Raw genomic sequence first — 25,253 nt, 5'->3', positions numbered from 1 at the left:
TCGCTCAGCCGTCCGGGTCGCGATCGGGGATCTCCACCCGGATCGGATCGCCGGGCGGACCCGTCGTCACCAGATACGAGTCTCCGGACGGCGCCTCGGAGAACACCGCCCCGGTCGTGACCGACAGGTACGGGGCCTGCCAGCGCGTGAACTCCACCTGGACCACCGAGACCGCGATCACGTCTCCCGACTCCTGATCGACGTCGACCACCTGCACCCCCAGCCCGGACTCCAGGGCCTCGCTGATCGGGGCGCACTGGCGCGAGGCGTCGGCATCCACGATCAGACACCGCAGGGACACACCGGTGTCCGACGGACGGTCGGCCAGCCACACCGGTTCGCCGTGGAAGAACCCCACCAGCGACAGCCCGAGCTCGTAGCCGTCCGCTAGGAGCTCCTCGGCCCTGGTGCGCTGCTCGCCCTCGAACTGCGACAGCACCGACGAGTTCATGCTCCAGCGCTGGATGCTCACCATCGGCTCGTCGTCGACCGACAGCAGCAGCGTCGCCACGACGTTCTCGACCGCGGCCCCGCCCTCGTCGCCCGGCGGGTCGATCGGGACAGGGACCGTGACGTTCATGCCGTCCGCGGCGTCGTCCGCGGGCAGACAGGTCGACTGCGAGCGGTCGCCCACATCGAGCACCAGGCACAGTCGCCGGGCGTCGTCCTGCGTCGCGAACCACGCGAGCGCGTCGTCGCTCTGCGCCACCGCCCGCACCGATCCCTGGTCGTAGTCCTCGGCCGCGAGCTCGGCGCGGCGCTGCTCCTGCGCGGCGGTCAAGGGCAGCGCGGCGTCGCGCGGGGCGAACAACGCCCAGCCCGCTCCCACCCCGACCGCCACCAGTGCGAGGGCCGCGGCGACGACGATCGACGCCCGGCGACGCCGCGCGAGCGGCAGCGACGGCGCGTCCTCCGCCGCGGTGCCGTGGGGCTTCGGGACAGCGTCCCCCTCGGACGAGGGGTCGACGTTGTGCCCGGCGGCGGCCTCCGGGGCGGCCTCGCGCGGCCCGGACGCCGCGCTCTCGTGCCGCGCGAAGGCGGAGGCGGAGGCGGGGCCGGACGCACCGGGGCCGGACACACCGGAGGCGGAGGCGGAGGCGCGGCGGGCGTCGTGCAGCGTGCGGAGGCGGCGCGCCTGCACGTCGTCGAGCCCGGGGCCGCGGCCGTAGGCGCGACGCTCCAGCTCGCGCAGCTCACGCTCCGCCGCGTCGGTCCACGACCCCTCGGTGCCGGGCGTCGCTGCGGCGTCGGGCGTCTCAGTCCCCTCCGGCACCGGCGACACCCCCCTCGCGCGTGATCACCAGGAACATGGGCCCCGCATCCATCGGCAGCTCGTAGCGCGTCATCGCGCCCGAGGCCACATCGGCGACCTCCAGCGTGAGCCCGCGTCCGTACTCGCCGAACGTCTCGGCGGCCTCGCACGTCATCGGCGCCTCCGCGGTCGAGCCGTCGTAGATCAGGCACTGCCGTCCCTCGCCGATCCGCGAGGCCACCCACAGCGGAACATCGCCGTCGTACCCGGCCACCCAGATCGAGTTCGGATCGAACCCGTCCTCCGCCAAGCGCTCGGCGGTGGCGGTCTCCTCGTCGTTCGCGTACTCGATGCCGGTCACGGTGCTCGAGTAGTCGGAGGAGGCGGCGGCGACCGCGGCCTCGCCGCTCGCGGTCAGCAGCAGCTGCGCGCTGACCTGCCTCTGCCGCTCCTCGTCGGCGCCGAGGGTCAGCGAGCCGTACAGCCCGGTGTTCTCGACCTGCTCGGCAGGACCGCAACTGGGCATGGTGCTCTTGCCCGACCCCAGGACGAGGCAGATGCGCGCGCGCTGCTCCTGGGTCGCCGTCCAGATGACCACGTCGTCCTCCACCGCGAGCGCCCGCACCGACCCGGGGTCGTAGACGCCTGAGGCGACGAGGTCGTTGTGCCACACCTGTTGCTCGGCCGTCAGCGCGACCGCCGGCGCCGCGGATCGGCCGAACGCCGCCCAGCCGATGCCCACGCCGACCGCGACCAGGAGCACCGCGGCGAGCGCGAGGACGAGGGGACGACGGTTCCGCAGCGACCCGAGGACGCCCGTCGCGTCGGTGCGCCCCGAAGACTCGCTGTCGACGCCGGCACCCGGATCCGAGCCGTCTGCACTCTCCGGCGACGCGTCGCCCGGGCCGCCACCGGACACCGCGTCCGCGCCCGATGCCGAGGCCGTGTTGGCATCGGAAGCCGGGCCGGTGTCGCATGCCGCGGCATCGCGAGCCGGCACCCCGGAGGCGTCCGCACGCCCCGCACGCCGGAGCTCTTCGAGAGCGGCCAGCCGGGCGGCCTCGGCGGCCGTGAGGGCGCCATCGCGGGCGTAGGCCTTCCGCTGCAGCGCCCGCAGCTCGTCGTCGCCCCCCGCCGACGGCATCGCTAGCCGAGCCTCTCGAACTGCATACCGGCCCACACCAGCCAGGCCAGGCTGTACACGGTCGCGCACAGGCCGAGAGCGAGCGCCCAGCGCGCGATCGCGCGGTTCTCCATCGGACGCCGCAGCGACATGATCGCCGCGATCACCGCGACCACCGCGACCGGGATCCCCCAGCCGACGAAGAACGACGCGCCCAGCGCCACGATCGCCGCCAGCAGGGCCCAGGGCGCGAGCCGCGTGTCGTCGACGGGCGCCGGCTCGGTGACCGACGGCTCCCACTCCGCATCCTCGTGACGGTCGATGTCCGGGCCGCTCACCACCACGGGCTCGATGCCGACCGGACCCGTGGGCAGCTTGCTGTATCCGTCGCGCCGCGCGCCGGGGATCCGCGCCGTCGCCGCCGAACGGTCCACCTGTTCGCTCGCCCGCTCGAGTCGCGCAGGGGGCGTCGGGGTCGCGTCTCCCGCCGGTCGCGGCACGTCGCTCATACCGCCACCGCCTCCGCGACCTGGATCTCGGTCACCGGCAGGGTCGAGTCGGCGCCGAACGCGAGCGTCGACGGCGGACGACCAGACGAGATCAGCTCGGCGGCGAGCGCCGCGATCATCGCGCCGTTGTCGGTGCACAGCGACAGCGGCGGGATGCGGACCGTGACGCCCGCCTCCGCGGCGCGCGCCAGGGCGACCTCGCGCAGCCGCCGGTTCGCGATCACGCCGCCGCCGAGCAGGAGCCGCGGGACTCCCAGGTCGGCGCAGGCGGCCAGCGCCTTCGTGACGAGCACATCGACCACAGCCTCGCGGAAGCTCGCGGCGACATCGGCGATGGGCAGCGCCGGGGCCTCGTCGCCCGCCGCCGCGGCCTCCGCCTCGAACCGCTCCACCCACCGCGCGACGGCGGTCTTGAGCCCGGAGAACGAGAAGTCGTACCGGTGCTTCGCGAGGTCGGACGCCCGGGACAGCCCGCGCGGGAACCGGATCGCCTCGGGATCCCCGCCCACCGCGGCCCTGTCGATCTCGGGGCCTCCGGGGTACGGCAGCGACAGCAGCCGCGCGACCTTGTCGAACGCCTCGCCCGCCGCATCGTCGACCGTCTCGCCCAGCAGCTCGACATCGGTCGTGAGGTCGCGCACGTGCAGCAGCGACGTGTGCCCGCCCGACACCAGCAGCGCGATCGTCGGGTACTCGAGCGGCTCCGACTCCGGCGTCAGGATGTCGGCGGCGATGTGACCGACCAGGTGGTTGACGGCGTACAGCGGCTTGTCGAGCGACACCGCGAGCCCCTTCGCCGCGCCGACACCCACCATGAGCGCGCCCGCCAGTCCCGGACCGCTCGTGACGGCGACCGCGTCGAGCTGGTCCAGGCGCACCCCGGCCTCGGCGAGCGCGGCGTCGATCGCCGGCTGCAGCGCCTCCAGGTGCGCACGAGCCGCGACCTCCGGCACGACGCCGCCGTAACGGGCGTGCTCATCCATGCTCGACGCGATCGTGTTGGACAGCAGCGTGCGGCCGCGCACGATCCCGATACCGGTCTCGTCGCAGCTCGTCTCGATGCCGAGCACCAGGGGCTCGCTCATGCGTTCGCCTCCTCCGGCGTATCGGCGACCGCGGGGTGGCGGCGCAGGTCCAGACGCATCACGATCGCGTCGACGTCGTCGGGCTGATAGTAGCGGGGGCGTCTGCCGATCTCCTCGAAGCCCTCGGCCCGGTACAGCCCCTCCGCCGGCGGGTTGTCGGCCCGCACCTCGAGGAACATCTCCCTGGGTCCCCGGGCGGCCGCCGCCCGGAGCAGAGCGTGCAGCAGCGCACGCCCCCGGCCCCGGCCGCGGTGCTCCGCGAGCAGGGCGATGGTCTGGATGTCGGCGTCGGCGCCGCCCTGCAGAGCCCTGACCCCGCCGTACCCCACGATCTCGCCGTCGACCTCGTCGACCAGATAGCGGCCGTGCGGACTCGACAGCTCGCTCGCCATGGTCTCGCGGCTCCAGGCGTCGGTGGGGAACGACCGCTCCTCGATCGCCATGATCGCGTCGAGGTCGCCCGGCACCGCCTCCCGCAGCGTCACGAACCCACCTTCTTCGGCGCTCCGGGCAGGGTCACATCGGGGTGACGGAGGTACAGCGGCTCGGCGTCGGCGAGCGTGCGGCCCGCGGCCAGCGCCCGCGCGCCCGCCCTGGCCAGGTCGACCGCGGAGAGCACAGTCGTGTCGACGCGCGGGATGCCGTCGAGGTGGGTGTCCGCATCGACGGCCCGCACCAGCACCGTGTCGGCCACGACCACCGGCAGTCCGTCGTCGTCGAGCCCGTCGAACACCGTGACCGCGACCTCGCGGCGGCGTGCGTCGGTGACGATCGCGAACGGGCCGGACTGCGTCGGCAGGGCCGTGAGCGCCGCCGCGGTGTGGCTCGGGACCGGCAGCACGGGCAGGCCGCGGCCGAGGGCGAACGCGCGGGCGGCGGCGATCCCGATGCGCAGCCCGGTGAACGGTCCAGGACCCATGCCGGACACGACGTGGGTGATGCCGTCGGAGCCTCCGTCGCGGAGCACCCCGGCGAGCAGATCGCCGATCACCTCCGCATGACCGAGCGGATCGGCGGTGCCCGCCTCGGCCCGCGGCGTCCCGTCGGGGTCGATGAGAGCGACGGCGGTGCCAAGGGACGTGTCGACGGCGAGGATCACCCCTCCAGGGTAGTCGTCACGGGCCCTCCGGCGCCGTGCAGGAGGGGCCGCCCGCTCAGCCCAGGGGCGCCCTGACCGGGTAGTCCTGATCCTCCAGGATGACCTGGGCGGCCGCGCCCGTCGTCCGGTTCACGACCACGGGCGCCAGGAGGTTCACGCTCACGCCATCCGCCGAGGGGTGCGCGACCACGAGCACCAGGGCATCGTCGGGCGAGCGCAGTGCCAGGTCGTCCACCTGGGCGTCGCTCAGCGTCGGCGCATACTCCCCGAGCACGGTGCTCGGGTCGACCAGGTACAGCCGCAGCGCCTCGTCGGCCACGGCCCGCAGCGCGAACAGCCCGTCGGCGCCGTCGATCGGCGCGAGCGAGAAGTCGACGTGCGGGGCGAGCCCGGGAGGCGGGGCGGTGAAGGTGAGCGCCGCGGTCATCGCAGGAAGTCCATCAGCGAGGGCTGCAGCACGCGGGCGTTCACCGCGAGCGCCGACCGGTAGACGAGCTCCTGGGCTTGGAGGCGGATGAGGACCTCCACGGAGTCGACGTCCTCGACCGCCGCGCGGCGGGACTCGAGGGACACGGAATTCTGCACGGCCGCCTCCTTGGCGCGTTCGATCTGGGACTGACGGGTGCCGACCGAGCCCTGCACCCCGAGCATCGCGGTGCGGCGGTCGTCGATCTCGCCGAGCCGCGGCCCGACGTTGGTGCCGGAGCGGAGATCCGCCACGATGCGGTCGACCAGCGCGAACACGGAGTCGTCCCCCGTGCCGAACACGGCCGCGCCGTCGGTGTCGACGCGGACCGAGGCGGCGTCGGACACGCGGCGCGTGACCTCGGAGCCCGCGACGCCGCTGTACGAGTAGTCGGCCGCGAAGGCCGCGGTGTCCGACGTGCCGGCGAACACGGAGCGGCCGAGCAGACGGGTGTTCGCCTGCGCGAGCAGCTCGCCCCTGATGCCCTCCAGCTCCACCGCCAGGGCCTCCTTGGCGGTCGCGTCGAGCGCGCCGTCGTTGGCGCCCTGCGCCGTGAGGTCGCGCACACGGGACAGCAGCGAGGTGCTGGCGGTGATGGCGCTGTCGGCCGCGGTCACCCACGCCAGCCCGTCGTCGATGTTGCGGGCGTACTGCTCGGTGCGGCGCTGCTCGGCGTGCAGCGCCAGGGTCGCGGCCGCGGCGGTCGGGTCGTCCGACGGTGACGCGAACGCCTTCTGCGAGGTCGCCTGGTCCTGCAGCCGCGCGAGCTCGGACAGGTTGGCCTGCAACTGGCGCATGGCCGTCTGGGTCATGGTGGACTGCGTCACGCGAGAGATCACGGTGCTCCTCCGATCAGCGTCCGACGACGCCCGTGCGGTTGATCAGGACGTCGAGGGCCTCGTCCACGGCGGTGAGCACGCGGGCGGCCGCCTGATACGCGGTCTGGTAGGTGAGGAGGCTGATCGTCTCCTCGTCGCCGTCGACGGCCGCGACGGACTGCTGGGCGCCGATGGCCCCCGCCGCCGCCGACTCCGACACCTTCGCGCGCTGCACGTCGGCCGCGGTCGAGACGCCGAAGCGGGTGACCTGGTCGGTCCACAGCGCATCGGGCGAGGTGGCGCGCCGTCCGATCTGCGAGATGAGATCGGCGTTGCTCGCATCCTTCGCCCCCGCGCCCGGAGCCGCCAGGGCCAGCTGGTCGGCGCTCGTCACGGCCACGCGCAGCCCGAGGGCCGCGGAACCCGTCGCCGGGAGGGTGAAGAAGTCGCCGCCCGGCTGACCGGAGGCCGTGACACCGGCCCGGTGCTGCGCGTTGAGCGACTCGGCCAGCGCGGTCGCCACACGGTCGTAGGTCGAGGCGAGCTGCGCGAGCATGCCCCCGTCGGCGGCCGGCGCCAGCACCGACAGCGTGCCGCCCAGCTCGCCGCCGTCGACCGAGACCGGAAGGTCGGGTGCCGACTCCCAGATCACTCCGACGCGCTGCCCCGCCTCGATCGCGGTCGGCCCGGTGAGGGCGAGACGGCGGGCGTCACCGCCGGAGACCAGGGCGTTGCCGCCGAGGCGCAGCGTGAGCGTGCCGTCGCTCTCCAGGGTCCCGGTGCCGCCCGTGAGGCGGGCGACATCCTCCGCGAGCACGGTCCGGCGATCCATCAGCTCGTTCGCGGAACGCCCGGCGGCGAGCGCGTCGCGGATCTCGCTGTTGAGCACGGCGATCTGCTCGGCGGCCGCATTCGCCTGATCGACCGCGCGACCCGCCGACTCGCGTGCGGCCGTCCACTGCGCTGCCACCGTGCGGTAGCCGCCGGCCACGTGCGCGGCGAGCTCCTTCGCGGACTCCAGGACGCTCGCCGCGGCGGCGCCGGAGTCGGGCGTGTTCGCGAGCTCCTGCCACCCCGCCCAGAAGGAGGTGAGGCGGTTGGCGAGGCCCTTGTCGGTCGGCTCGCCCAGAGCAGCCTCGGCCGTGGTCGCGGCGAGGGCGCGCGCCGACCAGTAGCCCGAGGTGCCGAGGGTGTCGCGCACCCGCGCGTCGAGCAGGGCGTCACCGAGCCGGGCGACGCCGTCGATCGACACGCCGTGGCCGGGGAGCGCCCCCATGCTGAAGCGGCCCGTCTGGGCGACGGCGGCGATCGACGAGGTCTCGACCCGCTGCCGCGTGTACCCCTCGGTCTTCTGGTTGGCGATGTTCTGTCCGACGACGTCCATGCCGCGGCGTGCCGCGGCGAGTCCGCTCGCGGCGGTGTTCAGTCCACTGAAGGTCGACATGGTCCCCTCTCGGTCACATCTCTGTGTCGATGATGCGGGCGGAGTCCTCGCGGGCGCGGTCTCCACGGGTGGTGTACTCGCCGCTCTCGAGGCCGAGTGCGGCGATGGTCTCCTGCGTCGCGCGGAGCACGCCGCTGAGCTGCTCGGCGGTGGAGTCGCGCATCTGCTCGACCTCCGCCGTCAGCCGCACGAGCGCGCGCAGGTGGTCGGTGAGCACGTCGGCCCACGCCCCCTCCGGCGCGTGCTCGATGAGCTCCGTGATGGTCGCCTCGTCCGAGGCGCCCCACTCCTGCGCGACTCCGGCGACCTCGACGGCCCTGGACAGTCCTGCACTGCGCAGACGATCGAGTACCTGATCGATCTCGCGTGCCGCAAACTGTATCCAGTGCGATCGGCCAGCCGCGAGCAGCAGTTGCTGCTCGTCGAGCTTGAAAAGCAGCATCTCGAGCAGCTCGCGCTCGCGCCAGAGCTGCATCGATAGTTCGTTGGCTCCCATGATCCCCTTGTTCCCCAGCGATCCCCCGCCCCAACGCCGGTGCGATCGACCCGCCTGTTAACGGTTCATTAATCCCTATCGGCCGCCGCGCCCATAAGGTTACTATGTGGAACGGCGGTGGTTAGTTCTCCCCATGTACATATCGCGAATTATGTGATATGCGCATCTACCCCTCGCCATGGAGCTTCCGGAGTGCATCCAGAGAGGTGGATCATCCCCCATGTCGTCGCGCGCTGAGCGCAACCGCCTCGTCGAGGCCAACCTTCCCCTGGTCGGCTATCTCGCTGCGGACACCCATGCTCGGGCAACCCACATCCCCCGCGAAGAGCTCGCCGCCGTCGGCGCGCTCGCCCTCGTGACCGCCGCCGACGCCTACGACCCCGCGCTCGGCGTCCCCTTCGGCGCCTACGCCCGGCGCCGCATCCTCGGTGCGTTCGCCGACGAGATGCGCTCCATGGACTGGGCGTCCCGCGGCATCCGCAAGCGCATCAAAGAGACCGTCGCCGTGCGCGACACCCTCACCGCCGCCCTCGGCCGCACGGCCACCGTGACCGAGGTCGCGACGGCCATGGGCTCGCCCAGGGAGGCCGTGTCGGAAGCACTCGCCGACGCCGCGCGCACCGTCTCCACCATCGACGACCCGGCCGCCCGCGACCTGGTCGCCGACGTGCCCCTGCCGGAGGAGTCCGCCCTGGTCGGGGAGCGCCGCGAGGTGCTGGAGCACGCGATCGCCGCCCTTCCCGAGCGCATGCGCCGCATCGTGCTGGCCGTGTACATCGAGGAACGGCCCGTGAAGGAGATCGCCGAAGAGCTGGGGGTGACCCACTCCGCCGTCTCGCAGCAGCGATCGGAGGCCGTGCGGCTGCTGCGCGACGCGCTCGACCGCTACTTCGCCGAGGGCACGGTGGAACCCGTCGCCTCCACCCGCATCTCCCCCGCCGCCCGCGACGCCTACTTCGGCCGGATCGCCGAGGCCGCCGGCGCCCGCATCGGCGAGGTGTTCCGCACCGCGGCCCCCGCCTGACCACGCCGCGTCCCTAACGCGCGCGCCTCCTCCGCCGATAGGTGTGAGCGGGAGACCACGGACGGTCCCCCGTACAACACATCACGGAGGAAACCCTCATGGGTATGCAGATCAACACCAACGTGTCGGCGCTCAACGCCTACCGCAACCTGTCCAACACGCAGAACGACGTGTCGAAGTCGCTCGAGAAGCTCTCGAGCGGTTTCCGCATCAACCGCGCAGCGGACGACGCCGCCGGTCTCGCGATCTCCGAGGGCCTGCGCTCGCAGGTCAACGGCCTGAACGTCGCGGCCCGCAACGCCCAGGACGGCATCTCGGTCATCCAGACCGCAGAAGGCGCCCTGACCGAAGTGCACTCCATCCTGCAGCGCGTTCGCGACCTGACCAACCAGGGCGCGAACGACTCGAACAACGCGAAGTCGCGCAACGCCATCCAGACCGAGATCTCCGCCCTGGGCGACGAGCTCACCCGGATCGCGGCGAGCACCAACTTCAACGGCATCAAGCTGCTCTCGGGCGGCACGACGCTGACGTTCCAGGTGGGCGCGGGAGCGGTCGCCGCCGAAGACCAGATCTCGGTGAACCTGACCAACTTCGCCACGCTCGGTGCCGACATCAAGACGCTCGCGACGGGCATGACGGACGCGGCATCGTACGGCGCTGCTCTGGCGGGCATCGACACGCAGATCCAGGCGGTCTCGACCGCACGTGCCGGCTACGGTGCGCTGCAGAACCGCTTCGAGTCGACCATCAACAGCCTCAACGTGTCGGCCGAGAACCTCGCCGCCGCCGAGAGCCGCATCCGCGACACCGACATGGCGTCCGAGATGGTCAAGTTCACGTCGGCGAACATCCTGTCGCAGGCGGGAACGGCGATGCTCGCACAGGCCAACCAGGCCAACCAGGGCGTGCTCCAGCTGCTGCGCTGATCCGCACCGCAGCACGGAATCGCACGGGGGGTCGGGGGGACGGCGCCGTCCGCCACCCGGACCCTCCCCCACACGGAAGGGATCGCGCATGTCGCTCTCGCTCGACGGCCTCGTGTCCGGCCTGAAGACCACCGACATCATCAAGGCGCTGATGGACGTGCACGCGATCCCGCGCACGCTGCTCAAGGCGAAGATCGACGACAAGAACGCCGTCATGACGCAGCTGCGCACCCTCAACACCGCCGTGCAGAACCTCGCGACCGCCGCCGAGAAGGCCGCAGCCCCCGGTGGTCTCGACCGCTTCACCGGCACCTCGTCGTCCGACACCGTGAAGGTCGCGCTACGGGCCGGAGCCGTCCCGCTCACCACCGACATCGTCGTCGACCGCGTCGCCCAGACCCACACCGTCGTCACCGCCGCCTCGCGCGGCTGGGCCGTCGACCCGCCCGTGCTCACCCTGGAGAACGCCGCGGGCGAGCGCGTGCAGGTGCAGGCCGACTCCGCGTCGATCCAGGACATCGCGCAGGCGATCAACGACGCCGACACGGGGATCGTGGCCACCGCCGTGCCCGCCGGGCGCGACGCCGACGGCAACCCGCTGCACCGCCTGCAGCTGCGCGCCGAGGACTCCGGCGAGGCCGGGCGCTTCCGCGTGTACCGCGGCGATATCGCCGCCGTGCAGAACGGAACCGCGACCGACGTCGCCACCGAGACCGGCGCGGCCGTGATCGCCACCGGCACCGACGCGCAGGTGCGCCTGTGGGCAGGAACCGGCGCCGAGCAGGTGCTCACCTCGACCAGCAACACCTTCACCGACCTGTTCGAGGGCGTCGACGTCACCGTCTCCACCCCCTCCACCACCCCGGTCACCGTGACCGTCGCCGTCGACACGGCCGCCCGCACCAAGGCCTCCGGCGAGTTCATCGCCCTCGTGACCGACATCTTCACCCGCATCGACAACGGCTCGAAGGCGACCGTCCCCACCGGTCAGGGCGGCAAGACCACCCTCGGCGTGTTCACCGGCGACAGCACCATCCGCGGCATGCGCACCGCCCTCGCCGACGCCGTGCAGCACCCGGTCGACGGCGTCTCGCCCTCCACCATCGGCATCTCGACCGACATGTACGGCAAGCTCACGTTCGACGAGGACAAATTCGCCGAGGAGCTCGCGAAGGACCCGGATGCGGTCGGCGCGCTCTTCTCCGCGGTCGCCGCGCGCATCGAGGAGACCGCGACGTCGTTCTCCGACAAGTACGACGGACTGCTCACCACCCGCATCACCGGGCAGGAGAGCGAGGTCAAGAGCCTCGGCGAGCAGATGGAGCGCTGGGACGTGCGCCTCGCGCAGCGCAAGGCCACCCTCGAGCGCACCTACGCCCGGCTCGAGGTGATGCTGTCGCAGATGCAGTCGCAATCGTCGTACCTGGCGTCGCAGATCAACTCGCTCCCCAGCAGCCGCTCCGGATCGGACTCGTGAGCATGAACGCCGCCCTGCGCGCCCAGCAGCGCTACCGCGAGGACGCCATCCTCTCCGCGCCGCCGGAGCGACTGGTCACCATGCTCTACGACCGCCTGCTGCTCGACATCGAACGCGGCGAGACCGCCCAGCGCGCGGGCGACTGGGCCGAGGCGAACGCGCAGCTGCAGCACGCGCAGGCCATCGTCGCCGAACTGTCGTCTTCGCTCACCGACGAGTGGAACGGCAGCGCCGGCCTCCGCTCGCTCTACGTCTTCCTCAGTCAGACGCTCATCGGCGCGAACATCGGCCGCGACCCCGAACGCACCAGGGCCTGCCACGGCATCGTCGCCCCGCTGCGCGACGCCTGGCACGAGGCGTCCCGGTCGCTCGCGGAGAGCCGCGCGTGAGCGCCGACGCCTGGGAGGAGCTGCTGGACCGGCTGGAGCAGGAGGCCGAGCGCATCCTCGCCGCACCCGACGGAGCCGTCGAGACGCACGAGCTGCCGCCCTGGACGCCGCCGCCCGCGCCGCTGCCCGCGCACCTCGCCGACCGCGCCCGCCGCGTGATCGACCGCCAGCGCGCGGCCATGGACCGCGTACGCCACGAGATCGACGGCGTCCGCCAGCACCTCGGCGCCGTGGGGCGCGTACCGGCACCGCGCGAACCCGACGCACCGGCCTACCTCGACGTGGACGGCTGACGGCCGCCTAACGCACCCGGCCTGCCTGCCGACAGTGCACCGTGAGCACGGATGGCTCGCAAGACTCGGCCAGGGATCGGCCATTTCCACCACACACGGGGAGCCGGTTCGTGTTCGACTCTGTCACCATCACCGCACTCACGAGTGCGCTCGATGGGCTCTCGCTGCGCCAGCGGGCCATCGCCGACAACATCGCCAACATCAACACCCCCGACTACCACGCCAAGCGCGTGCGGTTCGAGGAGGCCCTCGCGGACTCGATCGCCCGCGGCGACGGACGCGTGTCGGCGACGGTCGGCACCTCGCTGGAGCCGACCAGGCTCAACGGGAACAACGTCAACCTCGACACCGAGACCCTCTCCAGCATCGACACCATGCTGCGCTACCAGTTCGCGACGCAGGCCGTGAACGGCTCGTTCTCCTCCATGCGCACCGCGATGAGGACCTCATGACCTTCGACGCGATCGGCATCGCCGGCACCGGACTGACCGTGCACCGCAAGTGGCTCGACGCCATCAGCGACAACATCTCCAACATCAACACGGTGCGCTCGACCGACGGCGCCGCGTTCCGTGCGCGCTACGTGCTCGCGCAGACCAGCGCCCAGTCGCCGGGCGTCTACGTCGCCGGCACCGTGCAGGGCAGCGCCGAGGGCCGCCTCGTGCACCAGCCCGACCACCCCCTCGCCGACGCGAACGGCTACGTGCGCTACCCCGACATCGACCTCGGCGACCAGATGAGCCAGCTCATCCTCGCGCAGCGCGGCTACCAGGCCAGCGCGGCGATCGTCGACCGAGCCCGCACGACCTACGAGTCGGCCCTGCAGATCGGACGCAACGCATGAGCGCGGTCTCCGGAATCGAGGCCGTCGCCTCGTCCCTCGGCCTCACCACCTCCCCCGTCACCGGGGCGAAGACGACCGACGGCTCCGCCTTCGCGAACAGCGTCACGGGCGCGATCGACGAGCTGCGCTCGCTGCAGTCCGACTCCGACGCGCTCAAGGTCGCCGCGGTCACGGGCGACCTCGACGACATCCACGCGGCCATGATCGCGTCGTCGCGCGCGGCCGTGACGCTCGAGCTCGTCGCCGCCGTGCGCAACAAGGGCGTCGACGCGTTCAACGAGATCATGCGGATGCAGGCCTGATGCCCCCGGCCGTCGCCGGTGCGTTCCAGCGCATCCGCCGTGTCATCGCGGGGTTCTCGCTCGCCCAGCGCACCATCGCCATCATCGGTGTCGCCGTGCTCGCCCTCGGCATCATCGCCCTGTCGAGCTGGCTCACCCGCCCCACCTACACCCCGCTGTTCTCCGGGCTGAGCGCGACCGACGCCAACGCCGTGGTCGAGCAGCTCCGCTCCGCGTCGGTGCCGTACGAGCTCGCCGATGGCGGCGCCACCGTCCTCGTGCCGGAGAAGGACGTGTACGACCAGCGCCTCGCCGCCGCATCCGCCGGACTGCCCAGCGCCAACAGCGCCGGCTACTCACTGCTCGACGACATGGGCGTCACCACCTCCGAGTTCCAGCAGTCGGTGACGTACAAGCGCGCCATCGAGGGCGAGCTCGCCGCCACGATCTCCGCGATCGACGGGGTCTCCGCCGCCTCCGTGCAGCTCGCGATCCCCGAGGAGAGCGTGTTCGTGTCGGAGACCGTCGACGCGACCGCCTCCGTGTTCGTGGAGACCGCGGGCAACAGCACCCTCGACCAGAAGCAGGTCGAGGCGATCGTGCACCTCACCTCCGCGGCGGTCAGCGGCATGAAGCCGGAGAACGTCGCCGTGGTCGACCAGACCGGGCGCACGCTGTCGGCCGTCGGCGTCGGCTCGACGGGCGGCCTCGACCAGCAGGCGGGCGACTACGAGGCACGCGTCACGGCGAGCGTGCAGCAGATGCTCGACACGGTGGTCGGCCCCGGCAACGCGACCGTCACGGTGGTCGCCGAGATCGACCGGTCGGTGAACGAGCGCATCGAGGAGACCTACACCCCGGCCGAGGGCGCCCCGCCTCTGACCGAGGAGACCCGCAGCCAGACGCAGAACGGCGCGAGCTCGGAGGCCGGCGTGCTCGGCCCCGACAACATCGCCGTGCCCAGCGAGAACGGCGGCACGTCGTCGGCGACCGAGCAGAGCCGCACCAACGCGGTCAACAAGGCCACCGAGAGCACCTCGACCCCGGCCGGCACGCTGCTGCGGCAGTCGGTGTCGGTCGCCGTCGACGCCGGGGCGGGCGGCGACCTCAGCTCCGCACAGCTCAGCGACCTGGTGTCCACGGCCGCCGGCATCGACCGCGCCCGCGGTGACGACCTCACCGTCGAGCTGGTCGCGTTCAGCAAGACCGACGCCGAGTCCGCGCAGGCGGCGCTGCAGGCCGCGAAGGACGCCGAGAACGCGGAACGACAGGCCGCCCTGCTCAACACCGTCATCATCGCCGCGGCCATCGCGATCCCCCTGATCGCCGCGATCGCCGCGTTCATCATCCGCGCCCGCCGTCGGGCCGGACGCGTGGAGGAGTTCGATCAGCTGTTCGGCGACCGGCCGCCCGCCCTGTCGGCGCTGTCCGCCGACGCACCCACCGCCGTGCTGGAGGCCCCGACCACCCCGCTGGCGTTCCTGGAGCCGGCGCCCGACCTCGACCCGGAGCCCGAGCCCGACCCGGAGCCCGCCCAGGTCAGCCTCGAGCGCCGCCGCGCCGAGATCGGCGCCCTCACCCGGCAGGATCCGCAGCGCACGGCCGAGCTGCTGCGCACCCTCATCGACGATCGGTCGCACGCGTGACCGGGCTGACCGACCGGCAGACCGCCGCGGTCGTGCTCATGAACCTCGACCGCGCCCAGGCGGTGGAGGTGATGAAGCACCTGTCCGAGGCCGAGGCGGAGGCGGTGGCCGCGGAGATCATCGGGCTGCAGGACCTCGACGCCGCCACGACGGCGCAGGCACTCGGACAGTTCCACCGCATCGCCGCCGGGCACCTGCCGCCCGCACGCGGCGGACGCGACATCGCGGCCGGACTGCTGGAGGCGTCGTTCGGCGCCGAACGGGCGGCGGCCGTGCTGGGCCGCGTCGGCTCGACCTCGATGAGCGCCTCGTTCGAGTTCCTCACCTCGGCCGACCCCGCGCAACTGGCCACCCTGCTGGACGGCGAGCTGCCGCAGACCGTCGCGCTCGTGCTCGCCCACCTCTCCGCGGATCAGGCCGCCGCGGTGCTCGCCGCGTTCCCCGACCCCGCTCGCACCGACGTCGCCCAGGCCATCGCGACCATGGGTACCGCGTCGCAGGAGGCCATCGCGATCGTCGCCGACGCCCTCAAGTCGCGCACCGGCAGCTTCGCGTCGCGCGACGCCCCGGAGGTGCTGGGCGGTGTCGAGCCGCTCGTGGAGATCATCGGCCGCTCCGGGGCGACGATCGAGAAGGCGCTTCTGGCGAGCATCGAAGACCGCGACAGCGCCCTCGCGGAGGACATCCGCTCGCGCATGTTCACGTTCGTCGACATCGTCAAGCTCGACGACCGGGACACGCAGCGCGTGCTGCGCGGCATGGACATCCGCTCGCTCGCGCTGGCCCTCAAGGGAGCCCCGCAGCCCATCGTCGACCTCATCCGCCGCAACGTCTCCGAGCGCAACAGGGAGAACCTCGACGAGGAGGCCCGCACGCTCGGCCCCGTCCGCATGTCGCAGGTCGAGGAGGCACGCGCCGAGATCGTCCGCACGATCCGAGCCCTGGAGGCGGCGGGCGACATCACGGTGCAGCGCGCCGACGAGGACGAATATGTCTACTGACGCCTTCGCCCCCGCGGCCTTCCCGCGGCTCGGCGGCCCCGACCACCGCGCCGAGCAGGAGCGTGCACGCCGTCGCGGCTACGCGGAGGGCCACGCCGAGGGGTACCGCGCGGGTGCCGCCCAGGCGGAGACCGAGGCCAGGGCGGCCGAGGAGCAGCGGGCGCAGCGTGAGGCCGCCAGGGCGCACGAGACCGCCGCCGCGGTGGCCGCCCTCCACGCGGCCACCGCATCGATCGCAGCGCGCGAGCAGGAGCTCGCCGCGGTCGCCCACGAGCAGGTGCTGCGTCATGCGATCGAGCTGGCCGAGCTGATCCTCGCCGCCGAGCTGAGCGAACCGGGGGCCTCCGCCGCCGCCGCACTGCGCCGCGTGCTCGCCGCCCCGGAGGCCGCGGCCGCCCGCACCGTCCGGGTGCACCCCGACGACCTGCGCGTGCTGGAGCGCGACCCCGAGACGGCCGGCCACGGCTTCACCCTCGTGGCCGACGCCACGCTCGACCGCGGAGACGCCGTCGCGGTGCCGGAGCACGGGGTGGTCGACGCCCGGGTCTCCGCCGCGCTCGACCGTGCCCGCCGCGCGCTCGACGGGAGCGCGACATGACGGCCTGGGGCGCGGTGCGCGACGCCGTACGACCCGAGCGCATCGGCGAGGTCACCCGGGTACGCGGGCTCAGCGTGCACGTGCGCGGACTCGACGGCGCGGTGGGTGACGTCGTGACGCTCGACGGCATCGACGCCGAGGTCGTGGCCACGGGTGAGGACGGGCTGCGGTGCATGCCGCTCGCCCCGGTCGCCGGGCTCACGGTCGGCGCGCCCGTCCGCGGCAGCGGCGGTCCGGTGCGGGTGCCCACCGGACGAGCGCTCCTCGGGCGGATCCTCGACGGGCTCGGCCGCCCGATCGACGGCAAGGGCCCGCTCGTCGCCCCCACCGTGAGCCTCGACCACGCCACGCCCTCCCTCCTGGAGCGCGACCGCATCACCGCCCCGCTCCCCCTGGGCGTGCGCGCCCTGGACACGCTCGTGAGCGTCGGCCGCGGTCAGCGCGTCGGCCTGTTCGCGGGCTCCGGGGTGGGCAAGTCGTCGCTGCTGTCGATGATCGCGCGCGGCACGGAGGCCGAGGTCACCGTGATCGCGCTGGTCGGCGAACGCGGACGCGAGGTGCGCGAGTTCATCGAGGATGACCTCGGACCTGCCGGCCTCGCCCGGTCGGTCGTGGTGGTGTCGACCTCGGACCAGCCGGCCATGGCCCGCATCCGGGCGGCGTTCACGGCCACGCGCATCGCCGAGGCGTTCCGCGACGACGGCGCCCACGCGATCCTCATGATGGACTCGCTCACGCGCGTGGCGATGGCCCAGCGCGAGATCGGGCTGTCGGCGGGCGAGCCCCCGGCCACGCGCGGCTACCCGCCGTCGACGTTCTCGATCCTCGCCGGGCTGCTGGAGCGCGCCGGCACCGACCGCACCGGGTCGATCACCGGCATCTACACCGTGCTCGTCGACGGCGACGACCACAACGAGCCGATCGCCGACGCCGTGCGCTCGATCCTCGACGGCCACGTGGTGCTCGACCGTGCCCTGGCGCTGTCCGGCCACCACCCCGCGATCGACGTGCTCGGCTCGGTGTCGCGCGTCGCGGGCAAGATCACCGGGGCCGAGCGCCGGGCGCACGCCGCGACGCTGCGGGCCGTGCTCGCCGCGCGCCGTCGCGCCACCGACCTGATCGACATCGGCGCGTATCACGCGGGAGCGGATCCGCGGATCGACGCCGCCATCGCGCACGAGCGGGAGATCTCCGCCTTCCTCACGCAGTCGCTCGACGAGACCTGCGACATCGAGGAGTCGTGGCGCCGGCTGGACGCCCTGGTCGGCGCCTTCGAGGGGGTCGCATGAGTCGTTCGTTCTCGCTGGCCGGTCTCCTGCGCGTGCGGGAGATCCAGGAGCGTGCCGCGGCGCAGCGGCTGTCGCGGGCCGTGATCGACGCGCAGCACACCGAGGCGCGCGACCGGGCCCTGCGCGCGCACCTGTCCGGCGCCGACACCGAGGCCGTCGACGTGCGCTCGCTCGCCGCGCTCGCCGCCGCCCGGGTGGCTGGCCGCGCGCTGCTCGCCGACCTGCGCACGCTGTCGGAACTGCAGCACGAGACCGTCGCCGAGGCGCGCGCGGAGCACGCGGACGCCCGCCGCACGCTGCGCGGCCTGGAGCGCCTGGCCGACGCCCACGCGGCCGAGCTCCGTGCCACCGACCTGCACGCGGAGCAGGCGGAGCTCGACGAGATCGGCACGCGCACGCGGACGGAGGACCCCCGGTGACCCCGATCGACCTCCTCGGCGCGCTCGGCGCGCGCGCACCCCGCCCCTCCGGCGGCCCGGCGGCCGCGCCGTCGGCGGGGGCCGCGGCGTTCGCCGACGCGGTGCGCGATGCCGAGCGCTCGGCCCAGCGCCGCAACGCCGCCGAGGATCGCGGTCGCAGCGCGACGGCATCCGCGGATGCCGCCGAGACCCCGGTTCCGTCCGCGGAGTCCGCCCCCGGGACGGCCGCCCCGACCGAGCCGCGCCCGGCGCCGGCCGACCCCACCGGCGCCGGCGCCGGAGACCTCGACCCCGCCCCCACCACGGCGCCGCCCGCACCCCCCGCTGCGGCGACCCCCGCTGCCCCGGCCGACGGCACGCTCGCGGGTGGCACCGGGCCCGCGGCACCCGGCGTGCCCGAGGTCGCGACGCCCGCGGGTGACACCGCCTCCGGTGGCATGGCCCCGGGCGTCGACACGCTACGCGCACTCCGCGCCGACGCCGACGCCCTCCCCGTCCGCGCGGCGCCCGCACCCTCCGCGACCGCGGCGGCAGCCCTCGCTCCGGCGACGGCTCCCGCGCCGCTCCCGGGTGCCGTCGGTTCCGCGCTCGGGGCGACCGCGGCGGACGGGGCGGCCTCCCCGGCGGGGGCCACGACCGCCTCCCCCGCAGCCGCTTCCCCCGCAGCCGCTTCCCCCGCAGCCGCCTCCCCCGCAGCTGCCTCCCCCGCGCACGCGCCCGCCGCGTCCTCCCCCGCGGCCGCCGCAGCCGCCCCCGCGCCCGCCGCGGCTGCGACTCCCGTGCCCTCCACCACGTCGTCCGCCCCCGCGCCCGCCACCGCGACGACCGACACCGCACCGCCCCTGCGCCTCGTGCCAGGCGACACCGGCTCCGCCCCCGACGCCGCCACCGACGCCGCGACGACCCCCGCATCCGCACCCGCCACCGCCGCGACCGCGAGCCCCGCCGCCGGTCCGTCCCCGGCGTCGGAGGGCGCAGCCCCCGTGGCCGCCGTCGCCCCGAGCAGCCCGGCCTCCGCCGCCGCTCCACCCGCCGCCGCGCCCGCCGCCGCGGCACGGACCCCGCTCCTGCCGCAGCTGTCGGCGCCCGTGGTCTCGCTCGCCCGCGCGTCCGACGGCGACCACCGGATCACGCTCACGGTGTCGCCCGAGAACCTGGGACCGGTGACCGTGCGCGCCCACATCTCCGGCGCCGCGATCCGCATCGAGCTGCAGGCGCCCGGTGAGCTCGGCCGCGAGGCGCTGCGGGCGATCCTCGCCGACCTCCGCCGCGACCTCGCCGTCGCCGCGCCCCAGGCCACCCTGAGTCTCGCCTCGTCGTCGGACGGCCCCGGCTCGTCCACCCCGCAGGGCCCCTCCGCCGGAGGCCAGGGCACCACCGGGGGCCAGGGCACCGACCGGCAGCCCGCGGCCGCGCGGCCCCTGCCGTCGACCTCGCCCGCACCACCGCCGCCCGTCCCGACCGCCCCGCCGCACGGCGGCATCGACGTCTACGCCTGATCAGAGAGGACCCCATGACCACGGTCGACTCCATCCCCGGCACGATCCCCCCGGGCAGCACGCCCGCGTCCGGCGTGCAGACGGGCAGCACCACCCCCGCGTCCGAGCGCAAGAAGACCCTCGACTCCGAGGTGTTCCTGAAGCTGCTCGTGACACAGCTGACCAATCAGGACCCCAGCTCGCCCATGAACACCAACGAGATGATCTCGCAGACCACGCAGCTGGCCTCGATGGAGCAGCTCACCGCGCTGTCGACGACCACCACCGAGAACTTCGCGCTCAGCATGCGCCAGACCGCCGCCGCGCTGATCGGGCGCGAGGCGCAGTACGTCGACGCCGACGGCACCACCAAGAAGGGCATCGTCACCGCGGTGTCCTACAAGGGGGCGGTGCCGCTCGTCATGATCGGCGACGTCTCCATCCCCCTCGACGCCGTCTCCGGCGTCTCCCTCGCTCCCGGCTCCGCTGCCTGACCCCTCTCCCCAGAAAGGCATCACCATGCTCCGCTCGCTCTTCTCCGGAATCTCCGGCCTCCGCTCGCACCAGACCATGCTCGACGTGACGGGCAACAACATCGCCAACGTCAACACGACCGGCTTCAAGGCGTCGTCCGTGCAGTTCCAGGACTCGCTGTCGCAGCTGCTGCGCAACTCGATGCTGCCGCAGCAGGCCCAGGGCGGTCAGAACCCCGCCCAGGTGGGCCTCGGCGTGCAGGTCGCCGGCATCAGCACCAACTTCGCCGGCGGTGCCCCGCAGCCGACCGGTGTGCCCACCGACCTGATGATCTCGGGCGACGGCTTCTTCGTGGTGCGGTCGGGCGGCGAGACCCTGTACACCCGCAACGGCGGCTTCACGTTCGACGCGACCGGTCGCCTGGTCGGCGCGGGCGGCGCGCTCGTGCAGGGCTGGACGGCGCAGAACGGCGCGATCGTTCCCGGCCAGGGCATCGGCGACATCACCCTCCCGGTCGGAGCGCTGAGCCCCGCCGCGGCCACCACGACCGCCCGCGCCACCGGGAACCTGCCCTCGGGTGCCGCCGTGGGTGAGACCCTCGTCCGCGACATCAAGACCTACGACGCCGACGGCGCCGCCACCACGCTGCGCCTCACGTTCACCCGCACCGCGACCGGGTGGGACGTGGCCGACGGTGCCGGTGCCACGACCTCGCTCACCTTCACCGACGGGAAGCAGAACGGCGCGGGCAGCATCGTGTCGGGCGGCATCACGGTCGACCTGTCCGCCGTGACCGGCTTCGCCGACGTGAGCGATCTCGCCCTCAAGGAGCAGAACGGCAAGCCGGCCGGCACGCTCGCCTCCTACGCGCTGACCAACGACGGCAGCCTGGTCGGCACGTTCAGCAACGGCGACACCCAGGTGCTCGCCCGCATCGCGCTCGCCGGCTTCGTCAACCCCGGCGGACTCGAGAAGGTCGGCTCCTCGCAGTTCCGTCCGAGCGGCAACTCGGGTCAGCCCGAGCTCGGTCAGGCCGGGACCGCGGGCCTGGGCGGCATCATCAGCGGCGCGCTGGAGATGTCGAACGTCGACCTGTCGCAGGAGTTCACGAACCTCATCGTGGCCCAGCGCGGCTTCCAGGCGAACGCACGCATCATCACCACGAGCGACGAGGTGCTGCAGGAGCTGACCAACCTCAAGCGCTGATCCCGCGGGGTCGCACGGGAGGGTCCACCGCGCGTCGGGGACCCTCCCGTCTCGTACGGCTTGGTGGAGCGGGCGGAGCGTCAGGCCGGGCGCAGCGCGTCGGCGGCGGCGCGGAGCACCTCGTCGTTCACCGCGAAGTACGCCCACCGCCCGCGCTGCTCACGCGTGACCAGTCCCGCCTCGGCGAGCAGCTTCATGTGGTGCGACACGGTCGCCTGCGACAGCCCGACGGGCTGGGTGAGGTCGCAGATGCACGCCTCCCCCTCCGGGCTGCCCGAGATGAGCGACAGCAGCAGGACCCGGGTCGGATCGCCCATCGCCTTGAACACGCGCGCCGCCCGCTCGGCGTCGTGCGGCGTGAGGGCGGAGGTCACCCGCGGCACGCAGCACGCGGTCTGGTCGATCACGGTGGGGAGACTCACCAGTCCAGTCTCTCACGTATTGACATTCTTCGATAGATCCGTGATGCTCCTCGTATTGATATTCATCGATACGAAGAGCATCGGATGTCCGCACTACCCGTCGTCGTCATCGGAGCCGGCCCGCAGGGCCTCGCCGCCGCCGCCCACCTGACCGAGCGCGGTCTCGACGCGATCGTCGTGGAACGCGGCGACGCCGCCGGGGCCGCCGTGGCGGAATGGGGGCACGTGCGCCTGTTCTCCGCGTGGCCCGAGCTGACCGACGCGGCGGCGCGCCGCCTGCTCGAACCCACCGGCTGGGTCGCGCCGAGCCGCGGGTACCCCACCGGCGCCGAATGGGTCGAGGGCTACCTCGCACCCCTCGCCGCGAGCCTGGGCGAGCGGGTGCGCTATGCGACCACCGTCACCGGGATCGCCCGACAGGGACGAGACCGGGTCGTGGACAGCGGCCGGGCGGCGCAGCCGTTCTTCGTCCACACGCGAGACCGCCAGGGCGTGGAGGGCCGCATCGTCGCCCGAGCGGTCATCGACGCGAGCGGCACCTGGGGCCTTCCCAACCCCGCGGGCGCCGACGGCTTCCCCGCCCTGGGCGAGACCGCAGCCGCCGACCGGGTCTCGTACCGGATCCCCGACGACGTGTCCGCGTTCGCCGGGCGGCACGTCGTGGTCGTGGGGGCCGGGCACTCCGCGACGCACACCGCTCTCCGCCTCGCCGACCTGGCCCGCCGCGAACCGGGCACCCGCGTCACCTGGCTCCTGCGGCGCGGCAGCACAGGGCACACCTTCGGCGGAGGTGACGCCGACGACCTCGCCGAGCGCGCCGCCCTCGGCCGCCGCGCGCGCGAGGTGGTCGACGCCGGGACGGTCGAGCTCGTCACCGGGTTCCGCGTCGCCGAGCTCGCCTCCCACGGCGACACGCTCTCGCTGCACGCGGAGGACGGCCGCGAGATCGCCGGGGTCGCCCAGGTGTTCGCGCTCACCGGGTTCCGGCCCGACACGAGCTTCCTGCGCGAGGTGCGCATCGCCCTCGACCCCACCCTCGACGCCGTCGCCGGCATCGCCGCCGACATCGACCCCAACATCCACTCGTGCGGCTCCGTGCCCGCCACCGGTGCGCGACAGCTCGCCCAGCCCGAACAGGACCTGTTCGTCGTCGGCGCCAAGTCGTACGGCCGGGCGCCGACGTTCCTCGCACTGACCGGCTTCGAACAGGTCCGGAGCGTGGTCGCGCACCTCGCGGGCGACCACGAGGCCGCCGCGCGCAATGAGCTCGTGCTCCCCGCCACCGGGGTGTGCGGCGGTGCGGGCGGGTTCGACGCCGAAGCCGGAGGCGGCTGCTGCGGCGCGCCGACCGTGCTCCAGCTCGGCTCGCGCCCGGTCAGCGTGGGCTGACGCGGGGGCGTTACTGAGGTTTAGCATCCATAAAGCTCAGTAACGCGATCGTTGCTGAGGTTTAGTACCCATAAACCTCAGTAACGCGGCCGCTACTCCGCCGTCGTATCCGTCGAGCTGAGCCGAGCGGCAGGCGGGCTGCGCACACGGCTCACCCACCGGGTCGATCGCCGCGCCTCCGCGGGGTCAGACGTAGACGCCGCGGTCCTCCATGAAGCGGACGGGGTTCGTGTACCCGCCGTTGATGTACACCTCGAAGTGCAGGTGGCAGCCGAACGAGCGGCCGGTGTCTCCGGCGTACGCGATGACCTGGCCCGCGTTGACCCACTGGCCGCGGCGCACGATGATGCCGCCGTTCTTGATGTGCGCGTAGCCCGTGCTCACGCCGCCGCCGTGCTGGATGCGCACGTAGTTGCCGTAGTTGCCGTTGGATCCGGCGTAGTCCACGGTGCCGGAGTTCGCGGCGTAGATCGCGGCACCGCAGCCGTTCGCCAGGTCGGCGCCGTAGTGGAAGCTCGACGAGCAGCCCCGAGGGCCGCAGATCGATGTGCGGGGTCCGTAGCTGGAGCTGCGGGCCCCGCCGTGCGGCCGCACCCAGCCGCCCGAACCGGCCGACCCTCCGCCGCCGCCGTTGCCGCCGCCCGCCGCAGCCGCCGCGGCGGCCTCACGTTCGCGTCGCGCCTTCTCCTCGGCCTCGCGCGCCGCGACACCCGCCTGGTACTGCGCGACCGTGGTGGCCGTGGTGTCCTTGAGGGCCGCGAGCTGCGCCTGCATGGTCGCCAGGTTCGCCGACTGCTCGTCGAGCGCGGCCTGCGCGGCCTCCGCGGCCTGCTGTGCCGCCTCCATCTTCTGCTCGGCGACCTGCTGCAGCCGGTCGCGCTCATCACGGGCGACCGCGGCCTGGTCGCTCAGCGACTGGGCGGCGTTGCGCGCCGCGACGGCGTTGTCGTACACCGACTGGTTGTACTGCAGGAACTTGTCCATCGTGCCGAGCCGTGACAGCAGCTGGTCGGCGCTCGCACCGGAGCCGGCGAAGAACAGCTGCAGCGAGGTGTCGTCACCACCGCTGCGGTACAGCTGCGCCGCGATCTGTCCGGCCTTCTTCGCGGACGACTCGGCGAGCGCGGACTGCTCATCCGCCTCCGCCTGGAGGTTGTCCGCCTCGGTGATCGCCGCGAAGTAGGCCTGCTGGGCGGCGTAGAACTCGTCCGACGCGACCTGCGCCGCCGCCTGCGTCTCCGCGACCTTGCGGGTGAGCGACTGGATCAGCCCCTCGATGCGCGAGACCTCGGCCGCTTTGGCCGCCTCGTTGTTCTTGGCCCGCTGCACGTCGTCCCAGCTCGGATAGGTCGCGGCGTACGCGGCCGACACCCCGGTGCCCACGCCGAACGCGGCGAGCGCGACCACGCCGAGCGCCCCGAGCCCGAAGGCGCCGCGGCGGCTGACGTTCACCCGCCACAGCGACTCGCGTTCGGCGGGGGTCGGGGCGCACCCGCAGTCCTCCGCCGCCGTCTCGGCCGCCGTCTGCGGGGTTCGCTGCTTCACGGGGTGCGTCTCCTTCTCTTCCGGGCCGCCTCCGGCGCCGCGCGCACGTCGATGCGCTCTCGGTCGGGTCCGGTCCCGTCCATGCTGACCCCGGTCGACGCGCCCGGCCGCCTGCGACACGGCGCACGCGCCAGGTCGGGGCGTCGCCGGCGCGTCGCGCACCCCGCGCCCTAACGCGTCGCGCCGCACGGCCGACAGTCCCTCCCGACAGCCCAGGACGGGCCGTCTGTTCTCCGTCTCCGGACGGAGCGAGCCTT

At 73.4% G+C, this 25,253-nt stretch carries 29 protein-coding genes; 17 read left to right on the top strand and 12 right to left on the bottom strand.

Translation table 11 applies throughout. From position 1 onward, the window contains the following. Window positions 1-4 precede the first annotated feature (4 nt). From ACFV3I_RS06160 to flgN, 10 genes are read right to left on the bottom strand one after another with little or no spacing between them, the layout of a single operon-like run. Entirely contained in the window at window positions 5-1,273 is a 1,269-nt protein-coding gene (locus ACFV3I_RS06160) for a hypothetical protein (RefSeq protein ID WP_378803462.1), read from the bottom strand. Then, window positions 1,257-2,396 (bottom strand): hypothetical protein, encoded by a 1,140-nt coding sequence (locus ACFV3I_RS06155; protein ID WP_378822554.1) that lies wholly within the window; start codon window positions 2,394-2,396, stop codon window positions 1,257-1,259. Before ACFV3I_RS06155 ends, ACFV3I_RS06160 begins: the two co-directional genes overlap by 17 nt. 2 nt (window positions 2,397-2,398) lie before the next feature. Further along, complete coding sequence (locus ACFV3I_RS06150; RefSeq protein WP_136031035.1) at window positions 2,399-2,884, bottom strand: hypothetical protein; 486 nt, start codon at window positions 2,882-2,884, stop codon at window positions 2,399-2,401. Further along, complete coding sequence (gene tsaD / locus ACFV3I_RS06145) at window positions 2,881-3,969, bottom strand: tRNA (adenosine(37)-N6)-threonylcarbamoyltransferase complex transferase subunit TsaD (protein WP_136031037.1); 1,089 nt, start codon at window positions 3,967-3,969, stop codon at window positions 2,881-2,883. Before tsaD ends, ACFV3I_RS06150 begins: the two co-directional genes overlap by 4 nt. Further along, window positions 3,966-4,454 (bottom strand): ribosomal protein S18-alanine N-acetyltransferase, encoded by a 489-nt coding sequence (rimI, locus tag ACFV3I_RS06140; protein WP_378803460.1) that lies wholly within the window; start codon window positions 4,452-4,454, stop codon window positions 3,966-3,968. The genes tsaD and rimI overlap by 4 nt, the downstream gene beginning before the upstream one ends. Then, complete coding sequence (gene tsaB, locus ACFV3I_RS06135; RefSeq protein WP_247638451.1) at window positions 4,451-5,068, bottom strand: tRNA (adenosine(37)-N6)-threonylcarbamoyltransferase complex dimerization subunit type 1 TsaB; 618 nt, start codon at window positions 5,066-5,068, stop codon at window positions 4,451-4,453. Before tsaB ends, rimI begins: the two co-directional genes overlap by 4 nt. 55 nt (window positions 5,069-5,123) lie before the next feature. Next, window positions 5,124-5,495 (bottom strand): flagellar assembly protein FliW, encoded by a 372-nt coding sequence (locus ACFV3I_RS06130; protein ID WP_136035474.1) that lies wholly within the window; start codon window positions 5,493-5,495, stop codon window positions 5,124-5,126. Continuing rightward, a complete protein-coding gene (gene flgL / locus ACFV3I_RS06125; RefSeq protein WP_378803459.1) occupies window positions 5,492-6,373 on the bottom strand; it encodes a flagellar hook-associated protein FlgL in 882 nt (293 codons plus the stop codon). Before flgL ends, ACFV3I_RS06130 begins: the two co-directional genes overlap by 4 nt. A 13-nt stretch (window positions 6,374-6,386) precedes the next feature. Next, window positions 6,387-7,796 (bottom strand): flagellar hook-associated protein FlgK, encoded by a 1,410-nt coding sequence (flgK, locus tag ACFV3I_RS06120; protein WP_378803458.1) that lies wholly within the window; start codon window positions 7,794-7,796, stop codon window positions 6,387-6,389. Window positions 7,797-7,809: 13 nt separating this feature from the next. After that, entirely contained in the window at window positions 7,810-8,292 is a 483-nt protein-coding gene (gene flgN / locus ACFV3I_RS06115) for a flagellar export chaperone FlgN (RefSeq protein ID WP_136031050.1), read from the bottom strand. Between the two features lie 220 nt (window positions 8,293-8,512). On the opposite strand from flgN, the gene ACFV3I_RS06110 reads away from it, so the two are divergent. From ACFV3I_RS06110 to ACFV3I_RS06035, 16 genes are all read left to right on the top strand, one after another. Beyond that, a complete protein-coding gene (locus ACFV3I_RS06110) occupies window positions 8,513-9,316 on the top strand; it encodes a sigma-70 family RNA polymerase sigma factor (RefSeq protein ID WP_136031052.1) in 804 nt (267 codons plus the stop codon). A 98-nt stretch (window positions 9,317-9,414) separates the two neighbouring features. Further along, window positions 9,415-10,245, top strand: coding sequence for a flagellin (locus ACFV3I_RS06105; protein ID WP_136031054.1), 831 nt, complete (start codon window positions 9,415-9,417; stop codon window positions 10,243-10,245). Window positions 10,246-10,333: 88 nt separating this feature from the next. After that, complete coding sequence (gene fliD, locus ACFV3I_RS06100; RefSeq protein ID WP_136035470.1) at window positions 10,334-11,722, top strand: flagellar filament capping protein FliD; 1,389 nt, start codon at window positions 10,334-10,336, stop codon at window positions 11,720-11,722. A gap of 2 nt (window positions 11,723-11,724) precedes the next feature. After that, the gene (gene fliS, locus ACFV3I_RS06095) at window positions 11,725-12,111 is read left to right on the top strand and encodes a flagellar export chaperone FliS (RefSeq protein ID WP_136031073.1); all 387 of its coding nucleotides are present in this window, start codon (window positions 11,725-11,727) and stop codon (window positions 12,109-12,111) included. Beyond that, a complete protein-coding gene (locus ACFV3I_RS06090; protein ID WP_136031059.1) occupies window positions 12,108-12,404 on the top strand; it encodes a hypothetical protein in 297 nt (98 codons plus the stop codon). Before fliS ends, ACFV3I_RS06090 begins: the two co-directional genes overlap by 4 nt. Window positions 12,405-12,514: 110 nt before the next feature. After that, complete coding sequence (locus ACFV3I_RS06085) at window positions 12,515-12,856, top strand: flagellar basal body protein (protein WP_136031061.1); 342 nt, start codon at window positions 12,515-12,517, stop codon at window positions 12,854-12,856. Beyond that, the gene (locus ACFV3I_RS06080) at window positions 12,853-13,248 is read left to right on the top strand and encodes a flagellar basal body rod protein FlgC (protein WP_136031062.1); all 396 of its coding nucleotides are present in this window, start codon (window positions 12,853-12,855) and stop codon (window positions 13,246-13,248) included. The genes ACFV3I_RS06085 and ACFV3I_RS06080 overlap by 4 nt, the downstream gene beginning before the upstream one ends. Beyond that, window positions 13,245-13,550: a flagellar hook-basal body complex protein FliE gene (fliE, locus tag ACFV3I_RS06075; RefSeq protein ID WP_136031064.1), complete on the top strand. Its 306-nt coding sequence runs from the start codon at window positions 13,245-13,247 to the stop codon at window positions 13,548-13,550. Before ACFV3I_RS06080 ends, fliE begins: the two co-directional genes overlap by 4 nt. Further along, entirely contained in the window at window positions 13,550-15,175 is a 1,626-nt protein-coding gene (gene fliF, locus ACFV3I_RS06070) for a flagellar basal-body MS-ring/collar protein FliF (protein WP_206251669.1), read from the top strand. The genes fliE and fliF overlap by 1 nt, the downstream gene beginning before the upstream one ends. Beyond that, window positions 15,172-16,176: a flagellar motor switch protein FliG gene (fliG, locus tag ACFV3I_RS06065; RefSeq protein WP_136031068.1), complete on the top strand. Its 1,005-nt coding sequence runs from the start codon at window positions 15,172-15,174 to the stop codon at window positions 16,174-16,176. Before fliF ends, fliG begins: the two co-directional genes overlap by 4 nt. Then, window positions 16,166-16,774 carry a FliH/SctL family protein gene (locus tag ACFV3I_RS06060; protein WP_378803457.1) on the top strand — a complete coding sequence of 203 codons (609 nt, stop codon included), beginning with the start codon at window positions 16,166-16,168 and terminating at the stop codon, window positions 16,772-16,774. The genes fliG and ACFV3I_RS06060 overlap by 11 nt, the downstream gene beginning before the upstream one ends. Further along, the gene (locus ACFV3I_RS06055; RefSeq protein WP_136031071.1) at window positions 16,771-18,063 is read left to right on the top strand and encodes a FliI/YscN family ATPase; all 1,293 of its coding nucleotides are present in this window, start codon (window positions 16,771-16,773) and stop codon (window positions 18,061-18,063) included. The genes ACFV3I_RS06060 and ACFV3I_RS06055 overlap by 4 nt, the downstream gene beginning before the upstream one ends. Beyond that, window positions 18,060-18,482 carry a hypothetical protein gene (locus tag ACFV3I_RS06050; protein ID WP_206251671.1) on the top strand — a complete coding sequence of 141 codons (423 nt, stop codon included), beginning with the start codon at window positions 18,060-18,062 and terminating at the stop codon, window positions 18,480-18,482. Before ACFV3I_RS06055 ends, ACFV3I_RS06050 begins: the two co-directional genes overlap by 4 nt. Continuing rightward, window positions 18,479-19,981, top strand: coding sequence for a flagellar hook-length control protein FliK (locus tag ACFV3I_RS06045; RefSeq protein WP_378822553.1), 1,503 nt, complete (start codon window positions 18,479-18,481; stop codon window positions 19,979-19,981). Before ACFV3I_RS06050 ends, ACFV3I_RS06045 begins: the two co-directional genes overlap by 4 nt. 14 nt (window positions 19,982-19,995) lie before the next feature. Further along, window positions 19,996-20,454: a flagellar hook capping FlgD N-terminal domain-containing protein gene (locus ACFV3I_RS06040; RefSeq protein WP_136037090.1), complete on the top strand. Its 459-nt coding sequence runs from the start codon at window positions 19,996-19,998 to the stop codon at window positions 20,452-20,454. A gap of 25 nt (window positions 20,455-20,479) precedes the next feature. Continuing rightward, window positions 20,480-21,640 (top strand): flagellar hook protein FlgE, encoded by a 1,161-nt coding sequence (locus ACFV3I_RS06035; protein ID WP_136034174.1) that lies wholly within the window; start codon window positions 20,480-20,482, stop codon window positions 21,638-21,640. Between the two features lie 80 nt (window positions 21,641-21,720). Here ACFV3I_RS06035 and ACFV3I_RS06030 read toward each other — a convergent pair whose 3' ends face one another. Further along, window positions 21,721-22,062, bottom strand: a complete 342-nt coding sequence (locus tag ACFV3I_RS06030; protein ID WP_136037091.1) for a helix-turn-helix transcriptional regulator — start codon at window positions 22,060-22,062, stop codon at window positions 21,721-21,723. A gap of 84 nt (window positions 22,063-22,146) precedes the next feature. On the opposite strand from ACFV3I_RS06030, the gene ACFV3I_RS06025 reads away from it, so the two are divergent. Beyond that, window positions 22,147-23,451, top strand: coding sequence for an FAD-dependent oxidoreductase (locus tag ACFV3I_RS06025; protein WP_378822552.1), 1,305 nt, complete (start codon window positions 22,147-22,149; stop codon window positions 23,449-23,451). Window positions 23,452-23,637: 186 nt separating this feature from the next. On the opposite strand, the gene ACFV3I_RS06020 is transcribed toward ACFV3I_RS06025, so the two are convergent. Continuing rightward, a complete protein-coding gene (locus ACFV3I_RS06020; protein WP_378803452.1) occupies window positions 23,638-24,996 on the bottom strand; it encodes a M23 family metallopeptidase in 1,359 nt (452 codons plus the stop codon). Between the last annotated feature and the right edge of the window lie 257 nt (window positions 24,997-25,253).

It is taken from the genome of Microbacterium sp. NPDC059771, from assembly GCF_042732495.1.
GTDB lineage: Bacteria > Actinomycetota > Actinomycetes > Actinomycetales > Microbacteriaceae > Microbacterium > Microbacterium sufflavum.
The sequence above is the reverse complement of the archived record's forward strand: the minus strand, read 5'-3'. Positions and strand labels throughout refer to the sequence as shown.

Coding starts and splice junctions, on each gene's coding strand:
- ACFV3I_RS06060 (WP_378803457.1), top strand. CDS start 16,166: ATGTCTACTGACGCCTTCGCCCCCGCGGCCTTCCCGCGGCTCGGCGGC.
- ACFV3I_RS06025 (WP_378822552.1), top strand. CDS start 22,147: ATGTCCGCACTACCCGTCGTCGTCATCGGAGCCGGCCCGCAGGGCCTC.
- ACFV3I_RS06055 (WP_136031071.1), top strand. CDS start 16,771: ATGACGGCCTGGGGCGCGGTGCGCGACGCCGTACGACCCGAGCGCATC.
- ACFV3I_RS06155 (WP_378822554.1), bottom strand. CDS start 2,396: ATGCCGTCGGCGGGGGGCGACGACGAGCTGCGGGCGCTGCAGCGGAAG.
- fliE (WP_136031064.1), top strand. CDS start 13,245: ATGAGCGCGGTCTCCGGAATCGAGGCCGTCGCCTCGTCCCTCGGCCTC.
- ACFV3I_RS06080 (WP_136031062.1), top strand. CDS start 12,853: ATGACCTTCGACGCGATCGGCATCGCCGGCACCGGACTGACCGTGCAC.
- ACFV3I_RS06050 (WP_206251671.1), top strand. CDS start 18,060: ATGAGTCGTTCGTTCTCGCTGGCCGGTCTCCTGCGCGTGCGGGAGATC.
- fliD (WP_136035470.1), top strand. CDS start 10,334: ATGTCGCTCTCGCTCGACGGCCTCGTGTCCGGCCTGAAGACCACCGAC.
- ACFV3I_RS06035 (WP_136034174.1), top strand. CDS start 20,480: ATGCTCCGCTCGCTCTTCTCCGGAATCTCCGGCCTCCGCTCGCACCAG.
- ACFV3I_RS06130 (WP_136035474.1), bottom strand. CDS start 5,495: ATGACCGCGGCGCTCACCTTCACCGCCCCGCCTCCCGGGCTCGCCCCG.
- ACFV3I_RS06110 (WP_136031052.1), top strand. CDS start 8,513: ATGTCGTCGCGCGCTGAGCGCAACCGCCTCGTCGAGGCCAACCTTCCC.
- ACFV3I_RS06105 (WP_136031054.1), top strand. CDS start 9,415: ATGGGTATGCAGATCAACACCAACGTGTCGGCGCTCAACGCCTACCGC.
- ACFV3I_RS06040 (WP_136037090.1), top strand. CDS start 19,996: ATGACCACGGTCGACTCCATCCCCGGCACGATCCCCCCGGGCAGCACG.
- flgK (WP_378803458.1), bottom strand. CDS start 7,796: ATGTCGACCTTCAGTGGACTGAACACCGCCGCGAGCGGACTCGCCGCG.
- fliS (WP_136031073.1), top strand. CDS start 11,725: ATGAACGCCGCCCTGCGCGCCCAGCAGCGCTACCGCGAGGACGCCATC.
- tsaD (WP_136031037.1), bottom strand. CDS start 3,969: ATGAGCGAGCCCCTGGTGCTCGGCATCGAGACGAGCTGCGACGAGACC.
- fliF (WP_206251669.1), top strand. CDS start 13,550: ATGCCCCCGGCCGTCGCCGGTGCGTTCCAGCGCATCCGCCGTGTCATC.
- ACFV3I_RS06150 (WP_136031035.1), bottom strand. CDS start 2,884: ATGAGCGACGTGCCGCGACCGGCGGGAGACGCGACCCCGACGCCCCCT.
- flgN (WP_136031050.1), bottom strand. CDS start 8,292: ATGGGAGCCAACGAACTATCGATGCAGCTCTGGCGCGAGCGCGAGCTG.